Origin of the sequence: Mucilaginibacter rubeus (assembly GCF_003286415.2) — a bacterium.
In the GTDB taxonomy this organism is placed as follows: Bacteria; Bacteroidota; Bacteroidia; order Sphingobacteriales; family Sphingobacteriaceae; genus Mucilaginibacter; species Mucilaginibacter rubeus_A.
Genome location: NZ_CP043450.1, coordinates 4,545,967 through 4,560,625 on the forward strand (window position 1 = coordinate 4,545,967; position 14,659 = coordinate 4,560,625).

General features: G+C 44.8%; 10 protein-coding genes. 5 read left to right on the plus strand and 5 right to left on the minus strand.

Annotation, left to right across the window (positions count from 1 at the left end; translation table 11 throughout):
- Window positions 1-1,431 carry a serine hydrolase domain-containing protein gene (locus DEO27_RS17815; protein WP_112567457.1) on the plus strand — a complete coding sequence of 477 codons (1,431 nt, stop codon included), beginning with the start codon at window positions 1-3 and terminating at the stop codon, window positions 1,429-1,431.
- A gap of 202 nt (window positions 1,432-1,633) precedes the next feature.
- On the opposite strand, the gene DEO27_RS17820 is transcribed toward DEO27_RS17815, so the two are convergent.
- Genes DEO27_RS17820 through DEO27_RS17830 form a run of 3 tightly spaced genes read right to left on the minus strand, consistent with a single transcriptional unit; the run spans window position 1,634 to window position 7,421 of the window.
- Window positions 1,634-2,761, minus strand: coding sequence for an efflux RND transporter periplasmic adaptor subunit (locus DEO27_RS17820; protein ID WP_223817984.1), 1,128 nt, complete (start codon window positions 2,759-2,761; stop codon window positions 1,634-1,636).
- Window positions 2,754-5,999 carry an efflux RND transporter permease subunit gene (locus DEO27_RS17825; protein ID WP_112567451.1) on the minus strand — a complete coding sequence of 1,082 codons (3,246 nt, stop codon included), beginning with the start codon at window positions 5,997-5,999 and terminating at the stop codon, window positions 2,754-2,756. Before DEO27_RS17825 ends, DEO27_RS17820 begins: the two co-directional genes overlap by 8 nt.
- Before the next feature lie 18 nt (window positions 6,000-6,017).
- Window positions 6,018-7,421 carry a TolC family protein gene (locus tag DEO27_RS17830; RefSeq protein ID WP_112567448.1) on the minus strand — a complete coding sequence of 468 codons (1,404 nt, stop codon included), beginning with the start codon at window positions 7,419-7,421 and terminating at the stop codon, window positions 6,018-6,020.
- Window positions 7,422-7,510: 89 nt separating this feature from the next.
- Between DEO27_RS17830 and DEO27_RS17835 the strand changes: the two genes are divergently transcribed.
- Genes DEO27_RS17835 through DEO27_RS17850 form a run of 4 tightly spaced genes read left to right on the plus strand, consistent with a single transcriptional unit; the run spans window position 7,511 to window position 10,232 of the window.
- Entirely contained in the window at window positions 7,511-8,464 is a 954-nt protein-coding gene (locus DEO27_RS17835; RefSeq protein WP_161964356.1) for a LysR family transcriptional regulator, read from the plus strand.
- A 25-nt stretch (window positions 8,465-8,489) separates the two neighbouring features.
- Entirely contained in the window at window positions 8,490-9,668 is a 1,179-nt protein-coding gene (locus DEO27_RS17840) for a glycosyl hydrolase family 8 (RefSeq protein ID WP_190295120.1), read from the plus strand.
- Window positions 9,669-9,703: 35 nt separating this feature from the next.
- Window positions 9,704-9,931, plus strand: coding sequence for a hypothetical protein (locus DEO27_RS17845; protein ID WP_112567439.1), 228 nt, complete (start codon window positions 9,704-9,706; stop codon window positions 9,929-9,931).
- Window positions 9,924-10,232, plus strand: coding sequence for a type II toxin-antitoxin system RelE/ParE family toxin (locus DEO27_RS17850; RefSeq protein WP_112567436.1), 309 nt, complete (start codon window positions 9,924-9,926; stop codon window positions 10,230-10,232). The genes DEO27_RS17845 and DEO27_RS17850 overlap by 8 nt, the downstream gene beginning before the upstream one ends.
- Before the next feature lie 52 nt (window positions 10,233-10,284).
- Here the strand turns inward: DEO27_RS17850 and DEO27_RS17855 are convergent, their stop codons facing one another.
- Window positions 10,285-11,595: a flavin monoamine oxidase family protein gene (locus DEO27_RS17855; RefSeq protein WP_112567433.1), complete on the minus strand. Its 1,311-nt coding sequence runs from the start codon at window positions 11,593-11,595 to the stop codon at window positions 10,285-10,287.
- 210 nt (window positions 11,596-11,805) lie between these two features.
- The gene (locus DEO27_RS17860; RefSeq protein WP_112567430.1) at window positions 11,806-14,595 is read right to left on the minus strand and encodes a glycoside hydrolase family 2 protein; all 2,790 of its coding nucleotides are present in this window, start codon (window positions 14,593-14,595) and stop codon (window positions 11,806-11,808) included.
- Window positions 14,596-14,659 lie beyond the last annotated feature (64 nt).

Genomic DNA, 14,659 nt, shown 5'->3' on the forward strand with positions numbered 1-14,659 from the left:
ATGAAACTCAGGTTCTGTTTTATCTTACTTTTCTTTATCCCGGGCATAACTTTCGCACAAAGTCATCAGCAGTTTAAAACCGATTCGGTGTTTGTACTGGTGAAAAAGTTTTTCAATACCAAGCAGGCCGATTCCATTTATACTTTAACCGGGGCAAATTTCAGGCATGCAGTAAGCGCGGGCCAGTTCCGCAGCCTTAGTGAACAGCAATTGTTTCCTTTGAATGCAATCAAGGGTTCAAGCGTGATCAGCTTTGTTAATAACAAAGTAAGCACGTACAAACTGGTATTTCAATCGGTGACGCTACAGCTGCTCATGAGCCTCGATGCAAGTAATAAGATAGAGCTTTTCCTCTTCCAACCCTACAAAGACATCACTGCCGATAAGACCGTACAAATGCCAACATCAAATAAATTGCTTACCGCTGCAGATAAACAGGTTGATGAAATTGCGCGCCCTTACATTCAAAAAGCTAATACGGTTGGCCTAAGTATAGGTATATTTAAAGATGGCCAGATCAGCGTTTACAATTATGGCGAAACGGCACGCGGCAACAACCAGCTCCCAACTGCTAATACGCTCTTTGAGATCGGCTCCATCACCAAAACATTTACAGCCACTCTCCTGGCATACTATGTTAACGAAGGTAAAGTGAAACTGACCGACCCTATTACCAAATATTTGCCCGATTCGGTAAAAACCAATACCGCGTTAAATGCCGTAACACTGCAAACTTTAAGTAACCATACATCCGGTTTGGCCCGCATCCCTGAAAACCTTCAGTTTGACTCGACCAGTGCGGCAAATCCTTATAAAAGTTATAATAAGCCACTATTATACAGCTATCTGAAAACCTGTAAACTCAACAGCAAACCGGGAGAGCAATACGCATATTCCAACTTAGGCGTAGGTTTATTAGGGACGATATTATCGCAGATAAGCGGCAAAACATTTGATCAAATGGTTCAGGAAGTAATTTGCGCGCCTTTAGGTATGAAAAATACTGTACAGCATTTAAGCGCTTTACAAATGCCCCATTTTACCAAAGTATACAGCCAGTATGGCGATGCTACAGTTGCCTGGGATTTTGACGCTCTTGCCGCCTGCGGAGCCCTGCATTCAACAATAAATGATTTGTTGATATACGCAAAAGCCAACATGACAAATGGCACAGATAAGCTATCAAAGGCTTTTGAACTTACACATCAACTCACTTACAGCAAGGACGCGAAAATAGCCCTCGGCTGGCACATCATTCTGGTTGATGGCGTAGATTACATTTTTCACAATGGCGGCACTTATGGCAGCAGCAGTTTCCTGGCTTTTAATGCTGATAAGAAACTTGCAGTGGTTGTACTATCCAATGCAGCCGAAAGTACGGATGCTGTGGGGACAGGGATTATTAAGAAGTTGCAGGCAGAAAATAAATAGTATAAAACCATGTCATTGCGAGCGAAGCGTGGCAACCGCACGGAAGCAGGGCCGCTCTGTATAGCATGCGATTGCTTCGTCGTTCCTCCTCGCAATGACATAGTTTTTATAAAAACAGAAGCCCGACAGCTCTTCAGCTTTCGGGCTTCTGTTTATCCCTTCGCACTATCCATGTGGTCGAATCTAATCGACTTTCAAATCATTAATATTTCAGGGTCGATCCGTTTCTGATCTCGTCTGATGCTGATTTTACCAATTTATCATCGGCTTTAAGGTCGCCACCGAAGATCTCGACGCTATCGCCGTTGGTGAGGCCTTTCTTAACATCAACCCAAACAGCTTTATGGTCAACAACCTTGATAACAAAAACCTTTTCGGTTGAAGTTGCTACTGCTGATTTAGGCACTACGTAAGTACTGTCGCCATCAGGTAGTGGAACACTCACTTCGGCAAACATATGCGGGATCAGTTTTTTGCTTTTGTTGTAAACGTCCATCTCCAGGCGTTCTGCACGTAATTTTTCATCAAGCGCGCCTGCTATACGTTTTACCTGGGCGGTAAACTTTTCGCTTGGTAATGCCCTTACGGTAAAATTAACTTCGCTTTTGTTGCTTAGCGCGCCGGTATAAATTTCCGGTACAGATACCACTAAACGCATCCTGTTTTGATCCTGTACTGTAAACAACGGATCAGTAGTTTTACCACCCGGACCAACATAGGCGCCCAGGTTAACGTTACGGCTGGTGATCACGCCATCAAATGGTGCACGGATCTCCAGGTAAGCCAGATTAGCTGATACTTCTTTCAAGCCAGATTTAGCGGCATCAACATTAGCCTGATCGGCATTCTTTTTAGCTTCCGCCTGCTCCAGATCGTTTTGAGAAACCGTACCCGGAGTTTTGCTGGTGCTTACCAACCTGTCGTAAGTAGCTTTACTGGCAAAGTAAACAGCCTCATATTGCTTAATACGTGATTGGGCCGATGCCAATTGCGAGTTAATTTCAGGCGCTTCAAGCACAGCCAATAGCTGGCCTTGTTTAACTTCCGAACCGATATCAACCAAAAGCTTTTTAACGTAGCTGTTGGTTTTGGCATACAGGTCAACCTGTTGGTAAGGGATCAGCTCACCCGGAATAGTGATGACGCTGCTTAACCTGCCTTTAGTTACCGGTACTAATTGTACGGTTGGGGTTTCAACAGCGGCCTGCTGTTGTTCCTCTTCCTGCTGCTCCTTTTTTTCGTTATCATCTGAGTGGCAGGCACTCAGGGAGCTTACTGCCATAGCTAAAACAGCAAGCAGTAATATTGATTTATTTTTTAGCTTATTCATGATGGTGCAAAGGGACATAAAATTTACTTTCTTTATCTTCTGGGTCTAATGAAACAGATTGGGTGCTGGCGTTACCTTGTACCCAGGCAAAAACCAATGGCAATATCAACAGTGCCGCAAAGGTTGAAGCGATAAGGCCACCAATAACTGCGCGACCTAATGGTGATGTTTGATCACCACCTTCACCTAAGCCCGATGCCATAGGGATCATACCTACAACCATCGCCAAACTGGTCATTAAAATTGGGCGTAAACGTAACGCTACTGCTTCACGTGCTGCTTTCAGCGCGTCGCCATTGTGCTTGCGAAGCTCCTCGGCGTTGGTGATCAACAATACCGCGTTTGATATAGATACACCCACCGACATAATCATACCCATGTATGATTGCAGGTTGAGCGTAGCGCCTGTTATTTTAACCAGTAACAACGAACCAAACAATACCGCAGGTACGGTAGAGAGTACCACAAATGATATTTTAAACGATTGGAAGTTAGCTGCCAGCATCAGGAATATCACCAATACAGCCACAACTAAACCGCCCTGTAAGCTATCAAGCGTAGCTATTAAGGTTTGGCTCAAACCGTGCAATTCAACTGTCAGACCACGCGGAGGAGCTCCCAATTCATCAAGGGCTTTCTGTACATCGCGGGTGGCGGTACCAAGGTCCTTTTTGTTGATGTTGGCAGTTACCGAAAGCGTTGGTACAGCACCTACGTTATCGTCTTCACCAAAGGTAGTACCTGTTTTAACATCGGCAACGTCGCCAAGTACCGGGCGGGCCTGGTTTGCCAGTACCGGGATCTCTTTCACATCGTTCAGGCTGGCCATTTGATATTCCGGAACCTGTACCTGTACAAGGTAGCTTAAGTTCGATTTCTCATCTATCCAGTTATTCTTTTCGGTAAACCTTGATGAGGATGTTGACGCGATCAATGAACGTGATATATCATTTAAGCCCACACCTAATTGCGCAGCACGCTGCCTGTCGATATTGATATCGATAGTAGGATAGTTAAATGATTGTCCTATCTGCACATCGCGCAGGTATTTGATGCTTTTTAACTTTTCAATGATCTTAAAAGCGTACTCAACGTTTTGCTTTTTGTTTTTACCGGTAAGCGCAACCTCAATAGGCGTTGGCGAACCCTGGCTCAGGATCTTGTCGGTCAGCTCAATAGGCTCAAACGATAATTTAATATCCGGCAATTGTTTAGCCATCTGATACCTGAATTTTTCTTTCAGATCATCAAGATTGACCTTATAATCTTCTTTCAAACTTACCTGCATAACCGACTCTTGCGGACCGGCCATAAACAGGTATATCGGGTTGGTTGAGAAGGATGACGGGTGTGAACCAACAAATGTTGATGTAATTTCAATATTATTCTTACCTACAATATCCCCTAAAATACGCTGTGCTTTAACTGCTACAAGCTCGGTACGCTCTAAACGGGTACCGTCTGGTGCACGTAACCTCACCTGGAAAGTGCCTGAGTTTACTTTTGGTAATACGTCGCGCCCAATAGTATTGAGCAGTAATACAGCCAGCGCTATTGCAGCTACTGCATATACCGATACGATCAATGCGCGTTTAGGCAGCATGCGGTCCATCAGGCGCATAAAGCTATCCCTGAATTTATCAAACTTAGTTGCTTTATGACCTTTGTGCTCAAGCACAGCCTTCATGGCTTTCTCTTTCTGCTCCCATGGCTCACCTTCATCTTCTAAAGCGAAACCATCTTTGTGGCTATGATCTTCGTGTTTGTTGACCATGATCCAGTTGGCCATGATAGGAACAAAGGTTTGTGCCAGGAAGTAAGATACGATCATGGAGAAACCGATAGCAAGCGCCAGCGGCAGGAACAACGCTCCCGGGATACCGTTCATGGTAAAGGCTGGTGCAAACACCGCCAGGATACAGAACAGGATCAGCAATTTAGGGAATGCGATCTCCTTACAGGCATCCCATATAGCTAATGCTTTAGGTTTACCCATATCAAAATGCTGGTGAATATTCTCGATAGTTACCGTCGATTCATCCACCAAAATACCGATAGCCAGCGACAGACCGCTCAGCGTCATGATATTGATGGTTTGATGAGCCAGCGACAGGAAAAATATTGCCGAGATAACGCAGGTAGGGATGGTCAGGATCACGATAAGCGCGCCGCGTTTATCACCCAAAAACAACAATACCATCAAACCTGTAAGTACGGCACCAATAGCGCCTTCTTCGGCCAAACTTTTTACCGCGTTTATTACGTAAACCGACTGGTCAAACACGAACGAAAGTTTCACATCCTCTGGTAACAAAGCCTGGAAGCGGGGAAGCGCTTTTTTAAGGTTTTGCACCACCTCCCATGTTGAAGCTGTAGCCGATTTGGTGATAGGCAGATAAACCGACCGTTTGCCGTTGATAAGCGCGTAACCGTTGGTGATATCGGCACCATCTTCAATGGTGGCTACATCTTTCATAAACACGGTTTGAATGCCGTTTTTATATAGCGGGATATCTCCAAAATCCTGAACCTTTTTAATGGTAGTGTTAGCCGGCGACAGGTAGTTATAATCGCCGATACGAACGTTACCTGCAGGCGTGTTCTGGTTATTCTCGCGCAGGGCGGCCACGATCTGGTCGGGCGTTAAGTTGTGCGAGCGTAACAGGTTAGGGTCTGCCTTGATCAGGATTGTACGTTGGTTACCACCAAAAGGCGCCGGAGCAACAAGGCCCGGTATTGAGGTAAATGACGAACGTACATAAACCAAAGCATAATCGAGTAATTCGTTATTGCTTCGGGTGGCGCTGCTCAACACCAGCTGACCAACCGGTAATGTTGAAGCGTCAAAGCGCAAAATGAAGGGAGGCTGCGACCCCTGCGGGAAGCTGGCCTGGGCCCTGTTGGTATACGCCGTGACCTCCGCCGCGGCTTGGGCCATATTAGTGCCCTCGTAAAAAGTAACTTTAATTAAAGTTAAACCCTGAATATTTTTCGTTTCGATACTTTTTACGCCCGATACGAAAAGCAACAGGTTAACATATTGCTTACCAAAGTAAGCCTCCATTTGGTTTGGGGTAAAACCGCCGTATGGGTGCGATACATATATAACCGGCAGGTTAAGATCGGGAAATATATCGATCTTGATAGTCCGTACCGCATTTATACCGAAGAAGAACAGCCCGGCTACTAAAACCAATATGGTAATTGGTTTCTGCAGCGCCCCTTTTATCATTCCCATTGTATATGTGTGTAACTGTTAAAAATTATTGATGAATAACCCAAAATCGCCGGTGGCTGCTGATTTGAACAGCAACGCCTGCCATACGTTGTTAAGGGCTATGTATTTGTCAACCTCGGCCCGGTTAAGGGTATAAAGCGCCTGCGTAAAATCAACTATGTTTGAAAGTCCATTTTTATACAGGGTATATTTCTGAATGTAAGCGTTGTTGGCGGCCGAAACTTCAACCGGTACTTCGTTTACATTTTTAAGGGCGTTGCCTATGCGTGTTTCGGCCAGGGAGCGTTGCGCTTCCAGTTGTTTATCAACCAGCTCGTAATCGTTTTTCAATTGCTCTGATGTAAACTTTTGCGATTGTACCTGGTAATGGGTCCTGAACACACTGGTAAAATTCCAAACCATGCCTATACCAAACAGGTAGTTGTAACGGGTTGGATCAACACCTGCGCCATAGCTGCTGGTGTAGCTATCCTGGTTAGTGCCATAATCAGATTTGAAGCCCGATCCCCTGCCCTGGTAAACACCAAACAAACTAAAAGTTGGCAAAGCGAATGTGCGGAGGTATTTAGCTTGCTGATCACTCACGTTTACCCTGTTTTGATAAAATTTCAAAGTTGGATGATCTGTAGTGGCAACAGCACTTACAGCCTCAAGGTTATTCGGCTGTTTAGTAATGAAAGCGCTATCCAGTTGAAACTCCTGCGCAGGGATCCCGAGATAAACAGAAAGTTGGTTACTTTGATCCTGTACCGTTTGCTGCGCGTTGGTTAAAGCAATTTTAGCGTTAGACACTTCGGCATTGGCTAATGACGAATCTACGCCTGGGTTTAAGCCGTTCTTTACGCGAGCAACCACTACTTTTTGTAAGTCCATGGCGCGGTTAAGGTTATCCTGCTGCGCCTTGGCAAGCTGCTGTGCCGCCAGTAAGTTTAAATACGTGGCTGCAACGCGTACCTGGTGCTGAAATTGCTCCTGTGCAAGATCTGTTTCATCACGGGATACGATGGTTTTTTGTACGCCAATCCTTTGCTTTGATCTGCCAAAGGCGAAAAAGTCCCAGCTAACGTTGGTTAAATACAGAGCGCCAAATGCAGCGTTCCAGTTCTGTTTGGCCAAAGCTGGCCCCGATGAGGATACCGACAGGCCACGATAACCATAAGATGGTCCGTTTTGGCCGTTCACTGTGCCGTAGTCCTGCTGCGCGGAGAAATTAACATCCGGCAGGTACTCCGTTTTTGTTTCTTTGAGGTATGCCTTAGAGGCGTTAAGCTGGTTTGCCTTCGACTTGATGGAAGCATAGTTAGCAAGGGCCATTTGTTCAGCATCCTTAATGGAAAGGACTTTTTGCTGCGCTTGTACGTGTAAGACATATAAAACACTCAAAAAAAACAGGAGTAATTTTTTTGAATTTGTGTTTAACATGAGGTGTATTTTATACACGGCAAATGTATGCCTATATGATTCATGAAAAAAATGAATTAATTTTGTGCAAATCATTAGCAAAACTAATAATGAATATCGCATTACATCATTTCAGGTTAGTTGACACCATTTCAAAAGAGGGTTCGCTGACTAAAGCAGCGAGTGCTTTACACCTAACTCAATCGGCCCTGAGCCACCAGTTAAAAGAGCTGGAGAAGGAACTGGATATAGAGGTGTTCCATCGCCAGGGAAAGAGGCTTCAATTAACCGAAGTAGGCTACCGTTTTTTACGAAGTTCGGAAAAAATTTTGGCTGAAATACGTACTCTTGAAGAAGATATTAACAACTATAAAAATGGTAAAACCGGCAAGCTAAATATCAGCATGCAATGCTATACCGCATACCACTGGCTACCCGGTGTAATTAAGGATTTTAAAAGCCAATGGCCTGATATTAACATAAATATAGTTTCGGACGCAAGCCGCCGGCCGCTTGAATACCTGATGCGCGGCGACCTTGACCTGGGCATTGTGCGCACCCAAATGGTAAACACACAAATCGTTTACGAACCCATTTTTGAAGACCGTCTGATAGCCATCTTACCGGCCGATCATCCACTGGCAAAAAAGGCCGTTATTGACATCTGCGACTTCCAGGATCAGGAGCTGATACTGGCCCTTTATGACCCCTCTTACCAGGAGACTCCAATCATCGAAACACTCATCCAGGAGCAGCATGTAAAGCCCAAAACATTGAGCCGGATCCACTACACTGATGCCACCATTGAGATGGTAAATGCAGGCCTCGGAATTAGCGTTATGGCCGACTGGATTGTGAAGCCATACCTACCCGGTAAACACATTGTTACAAAGCCGCTGCACCATAGCATTGCAAAACGCACCTGGTACGCCGCCACCTGTAAGGATACACCCGCAATTCAGAACTTTTTGAGCTGCCTCAAAAACCATTTCTGCAAAACCGAAATGCTGTGTAATGAATTTGACGACGTTGCCGACTCTTATCCCGAACTACGTGCGATATAGCCTGACGCTATTCATAATATTTATCATGAACGGCCTTAATGCACAGGTTGCACTAAGGCCGTTTCCGCAACATAGCAGGTATACTGCCGGTACTATTAAACCTAATCACGTCAGCCAACAACAACTGGATAAACAAGTAACCGTTTTTTACGATCAGTGGAAAAGCCGCTATATAAAACCTGGCTGCAACAAGAATCAATTTTACGTTTGGTTTGAAAAACCCGGCAAGGAATGCGTATCCGAAGGGCAAGGCTATGGCATGATCATCACCGCGCTGATGGCCGGGTATGATAAGCGGGCAAAAACCGTTTATGACGGCTTATATAATTACTACAAAGCCCATCCGGCCAAAGCATCTCCTTATTTAATGGCCTGGGCCCAGCTAAAAAACTGTAAAAACCACGACAGGGATGCTGCCACAGACGGTGATATGGATATAGCATACTCTCTTTTGTTAGCTGATAAGCAATGGGGAAGCAAAGGCCATATCAACTATCTGCAGGAGGCTAAAAATGCAATGGCGGCTATTATGCGCTATGAGATCAACCCTAAAACATATTCTGTTTTACTGAGCGACGGCAGCGACGGAGATAGCGACGATTATTATGACATGCGCGCGTCCGATTTTATGCCTGCCAACTTTAAAGCATTTGAAAGCGCGTCAAAAACTGGTAAATGGCAAAAAGCCATTGATAACAACTACCGCTTATTTAGTTATATGCAGAAAACTTACAGTCCGGATGCGGGTTTGGTACCCGACTTTATAAGAGGCATAAATACAAAAACCCGGCCTGCCCAGGCTAACTATATGGAGTCAAAGTATGATAGCTATTATAACTACAATGCGTGCCGTGTTCCGTGGCGGATAGCTACTGATTATTTGTTATACGGTGATAAACGCGCAAAAACTTTTGTAACCCCGATAAACCGTTGGATAAGGCAGACTACCAATGGCAATCCTGATAATATTTCGGCAGGGTATACGCTTGAAGGTAATGACATTAAAGGCCGATACTTTGAAGCGCTGAGTTTTATAGCACCATTCGCCGTATCAGCAACGGTTGATCAAAGCAATCAGCAATGGCTTAACAAAGTTTGGGATTACCTTGTAGCGTTTAAATTGAAGGATTATGATTATTACGATAATACCATCAAAATGCTGGATATGATCATCGTGAGCGGGAATTACTGGCGGGTGGAATAAATTGATACAGACGAATAAATTAGTTAAATTTGATTATGCTTACAGTACAAGTAAAATTATCGGTAGAAGATATTATCAACTCCTTATCAAATCTGGAGGCTAAAGAAATTGATAAGCTTCAAAAAGCTATTGCCGAGTTCAAAAACGATATCGCATTGCAACAATCGATAGAGAGAGGGCTTGAGGATGTCAAGAACGGAAGAATAACACCAAGCGATGCTGTAATGAATGATATAAAAGCCCGGTACAACTATAATGGATGAATTTGAGATTTTCTGGTCGGACGAAGCCAGGAAAACCTTTGTTGAAGTTATAGAGTATTTAGAGTACAAGTGGACAATAAAAGAAATCAATGATTTTATTTCGAGAACAGATTCCATTTTAATAAAAATCAGGACGAATCCGTTTTTATTTCAACAACACAAAAACGATCCCTCAATAAGGCAAGCCGTACTTCATCCCAATGTTTCTTTGCTGTATCGAGTAACCGACGATCAAAAAATAATATTTCTCCTCACCTTTTGGGATAATCGTCAGGATTCCGAAAGATTGAAAATAGAATAATATAGCAAAGACGGTAAAAAAACTTAGCGCCTTTGCGTGAAATCTTAATATCTTAATTATACCCCAACAACATCTCAGCCGCCCTTAGCCCGCTGGTAAGTGCCGCTTCAACCGTACCCATGGCGGTACCTTCATATAGGTATTCGCCTGCAAAAAATAGGGTATCACCTATCGGGTGACTTATGACCTTCCTTGCTTCGGCAGTTTCTGTGGTATCGTAGCTGTATGACCCGCGGCAGAAAGGGTCGACCGTCCAGTTTATAACATTCCAGGTGAGGAGTTTTTCTTTTAGCTTCGCGATATCTATCTTAAAAATATTGGAGATGGAACCCAGCGCCTCTATCAGCATATCTTCATCGCTGGTATTCAAACGGGCAGCAGCTGGAGGCCCGCCAAGCCAGCCGGTAAGCAACGGGCGATGTACCGGCATCTGTGTCCACCAAACAGGGATAGCTTCCTTCGAAAACAGGAAACCCATGTCTTCGAGGTTGACTCCGGCCATTTGCCGCGTTTCATCACTACACCAAAAGGCATCGTCAAACTCCAGTAATACTTTGATTACAGCACCAAAACCAAGCGATTTAAGAGCATTTATATAATAATCAACCGGAGGATCAAAACTCAGGGTGCCTTTCAACCCCGCTTCGGCCTGCAAGATGCCAAGCGGTACGGCAACCAACAATTGCCTGGCCTGGTAGGTTATGCCGATATCTGTACTTACGGTAACATGATGCTGCCCCCAGTCAATATCTTTTGCTACAGCATTAAGGTAGATATGCCCGCCTGCCTGTTTAAATTCATTTGCCAGATAGCTGATCAACTCACAATAACCGCCTTCTACACGGTATTGCGCGTCCTCATGCTCATTTTGCCACTCTTTACGGATGGAGAAAGCGCTCGCCTTTTTAGGATCGGCATTATCATAGCCCGACACATATGCCCTTACCGATTCCCGGAGACCTTCATACCGTTCTCCCGAAAATTCATGCTGCATAAAAGCCTCCATACTCATATCATTTTTAAGCTGCATAATACGCTCCAGAAACTCATCCCAATGCTCAATAACATGCCCTTCTGCTATAAACTTTCCATCGTCATACCTCCACATTGAAGCTGAAGCCGGAGTGTATTTAATACCAGCCTCGTTAAGCAAACTTTGGGTCACGGGCAAATTACCGTGAATAAACTCGGCACCCAATTCAGCGGGTTGCGACGATGTGCCATGCTCCAATGTATGAATGCGACCGCCGAGCCTGTTACGTCCTTCGAGCAACACAACATTCTTCCCAGCTTTGGCAAGCGTACGGGCCGCCATCAAACCTGCTGCTCCCCCTCCTATGATAATTACATCTGTATTTTCCATATGCAAAATGTGTTGAGCAAGATAAGCAGATTTTTAAAGCAGTGCCTGTATGGTAAGTCATTCTTAAACAAAATTTAACTTTAAAAACAACCTGACATAAGTCATCCTACCCACAATTCAACACGCAATACTTACACCTAAAACCGGTATTTAACAAAACGACAAAAGCCGGATGGAGTATCCGGCCTTGTAATTTTGAAATCAATAAGTTTACTGCAGTGCAATCACCTGCTTATCCAAATTCCAGCCTTCAAGCAATATGGTGGGCTTTACAGTGCCCAGTTTAGCTACCGGGGCACTTACAGCTACCGTAGTACTTTCATGCGGTGCAATAGTGAAATAGCTACCTGTCCAATAGCTTGGCATCACTTCCTCGCCTTTTTTCATTAGTTGCGGGCGAACAAAAAACGCGAGTTGATTGGAGTTATTGGTAAACTGAATGGTCCATTTGTTTTCACTCGTACCTTTTTCGGCCTTGAGCACCTTGGCCTGTACCTGCGCATGCTTCATATCATTCAGTGATGTAAAGTCGTCAGTGGCCGATAACCAGTACGCGTTATGCGATATCGTTTTACCAGTTGCATCGGTCAGGTTAAGCACCACAAAACTTACGCCTTTGGTAGCGTCAAGCACATCTTTAAGTTGAATTACTTCTTTAACACCGGTTTGTGCCAATCCAACATTGCTAATTTTTGCCGATTTGATGAGTTTACTGTTGATATCATAAATATCCGCAGTAGCAGTTAAATTACCGGTTGCATGATGTGTGCGGTTGATGATAGCTATTGATGAATTATCATAGTTATATTGAATGTGGATAGGTTCGCAGGCATTTTGCATGGCATAGTAGCCGGCATTGGGCTCCAGGTACCAGTCATAAATTTGCCAGATAACACTTGGCAGGGCCGCATTTAACTTCCAGAGCATAACGCCTCCGGTTTCATTAAGCTTATGGCCATCAGCTTCAAAAATGCCCCGGTAGCCAGTAGCATTCATCAGCTGCATTTTGTCGGAGAAATTGACGATGCTATTCGGCTTGCCATACCTTTTGGCCATTTCTTCATAGTATTTATCATACTTACCCGCGCCAGTAGCAGCATCATGATATCCCCACGAATTATTAAGCGGGAACGGCAAATTAGTATCCCAAACTAAATTAGGGATTATCTTAGGTAAGGTAGTATATGGCGGTTGCGACGGCAAGCCGGTTTCGTCCTTAAACACCCAGTCTCTGGCGTCATTAGCCAGTTTGTAATAATCTTTAGGATCTTTCCATTCATACGGGCCACCGCTGTAAACGCCGGATGGCATATCATCTGGCCATGAACCCTTCCAACCGGCAGGCAGCTTGGCAAAGCCCGACGAGCTTGGGATGAACGGCCGTGTACCATCTAAAGTGATGATATCATTGCGCATCACGTCATATAATTCCTTACGGGCATGCCCTTCGTTACCACCGGTCCACACCAGTAAACTTGGATGATTACGGATGCGATAGATGGTACTTTCTACGTTTTTAATAAATACATTACCTTCCAGCGGCCAATCCGGCGAACCTTTAAACTCGCCCTGGGTATCGCCCGTGATCCAAAAATCCGACCATACCATTTGGCCATATTTATCCGCTGCGTTCCAGAAAGCGTCGGGTTCAGTAACGCCACCGCCCCAAATGCGCACCAGATTTACGTTGGCATTGCGGCACAGGTGCATTTCATAGTCATAACGGGCCGAATCGCGGTTTACCATCATATCCGGCACCCAGGCACCACCCACCAGATGGACTTCCTTGCCGTTTACGTAAAACTTACGGCGTACAAAGCCATTGGCTGTAGTTTCGGCTTTTGAAGCAACCTTGCGGATACCAAATACAAATGTTGTATCGTCGCTTATGGTAGTTCCTTCGACATATTGCAGGCGAATACGGTACAGGTTTGCTTTTCCATAACCATTAGGCCACCATAATTTAGGCTGACGAATGATCAGTTGGCTGATCTTATCGGCGTTTAACTCAACACCCTTTTCTGAACCACCAGGCACCACCACAGGCTGACTAAACTGAACCGCGACGCCAACAAAGTTTTCGGGCTTTATGCTGATGGTTAACTTTCCTCCATGCGTTGCTGCTGTATTGTTGGTTAAAGTTAAATTCAGCGAAAGCCTGGCAAGGCCTGTATCGGGCAGATTTGGCAAATCGGTAACCAGTTTTGGCCTGCCGATAGTTACTGCGCCGCTGGTACGCAGAAAAACAGGCTGCCAGATCCCCATATTACGGTCCCGCACCGGCGGGATCCAGTCCCAGCCAGAAGAGCACAGCATGGTTACGTTTTTACCTATATCGCCTGTTGGGCCACCATTTTCATAAAACGGACCGAGCGCTTTTAGTTGTTCCTTCGCGGGGTAGCCCGGATAATCGAGGGGGTAGATTTTTACTGCAAGTGCATTTTCTGTGCCGGCTTTAACTGCATTGCTTACATCAAGATTATGTTCGGCAAACATTCCGGCCATTTGGGTGCTGTCGGCAATTTGTTTACCGTTAAGCCATACAGCTGCCCTATAGTTGATACCCTTAAATATCAACTGGAAACGGCGCCCTTTATCTGCAGCCGGAACTTTAAAAGTGGTGCGGTACCAGTAAGGCTTTTTCCATGGATTGGGATCATTAGGCAAATGACTGTATTGCTCCAGGTTATATTCTTTATTGAACTGATCGGAAGCGTCAGGGATCAGCATGTTATTCAGTCCCTGGTATGGATCGGGATAAATATGATTAGCCACCAGCCCGGTTAATACGGTTGAAGGTACTTTTACCGGAAACCAGTATACTGGCGAATGGTATTGTATACTGGAAAGTTCGGTGCCTGAAGCACTTACCAACGCCGAGGATTGCAGATCGAAATTGCTTAATTTAACTTGTTTTACAACCCCTGATTGTGCCGAAACAATGGCGGGCAAAAGGCAGACAGCCATAAAACTTAAAGCAGAGCGGATACTTTTGTTCATGTAGAATATTGATAAATAGGTATCGTAAAACTACTTAACATACAACCAGATACAGCTGTACTTA

Excerpts from the sequence above, each read along its gene's own strand:
- DEO27_RS17830 (WP_112567448.1), bottom strand. The coding sequence starts at position 7,421 with ATGTTAAACACAAATTCAAAAAAATTACTCCTGTTTTTTTTGAGTGTT.
- DEO27_RS17825 (WP_112567451.1), bottom strand. The coding sequence starts at position 5,999 with ATGGGAATGATAAAAGGGGCGCTGCAGAAACCAATTACCATATTGGTT.
- DEO27_RS17815 (WP_112567457.1), top strand. The coding sequence starts at position 1 with ATGAAACTCAGGTTCTGTTTTATCTTACTTTTCTTTATCCCGGGCATA.
- DEO27_RS17850 (WP_112567436.1), top strand. The coding sequence starts at position 9,924 with ATGGATGAATTTGAGATTTTCTGGTCGGACGAAGCCAGGAAAACCTTT.
- DEO27_RS17845 (WP_112567439.1), top strand. The coding sequence starts at position 9,704 with ATGCTTACAGTACAAGTAAAATTATCGGTAGAAGATATTATCAACTCC.
- DEO27_RS17855 (WP_112567433.1), bottom strand. The coding sequence starts at position 11,595 with ATGGAAAATACAGATGTAATTATCATAGGAGGGGGAGCAGCAGGTTTG.
- DEO27_RS17860 (WP_112567430.1), bottom strand. The coding sequence starts at position 14,595 with ATGAACAAAAGTATCCGCTCTGCTTTAAGTTTTATGGCTGTCTGCCTT.
- DEO27_RS17820 (WP_223817984.1), bottom strand. The coding sequence starts at position 2,761 with ATGAATAAGCTAAAAAATAAATCAATATTACTGCTTGCTGTTTTAGCT.
- DEO27_RS17840 (WP_190295120.1), top strand. The coding sequence starts at position 8,490 with ATGAACGGCCTTAATGCACAGGTTGCACTAAGGCCGTTTCCGCAACAT.
- DEO27_RS17835 (WP_161964356.1), top strand. The coding sequence starts at position 7,511 with ATGAATATCGCATTACATCATTTCAGGTTAGTTGACACCATTTCAAAA.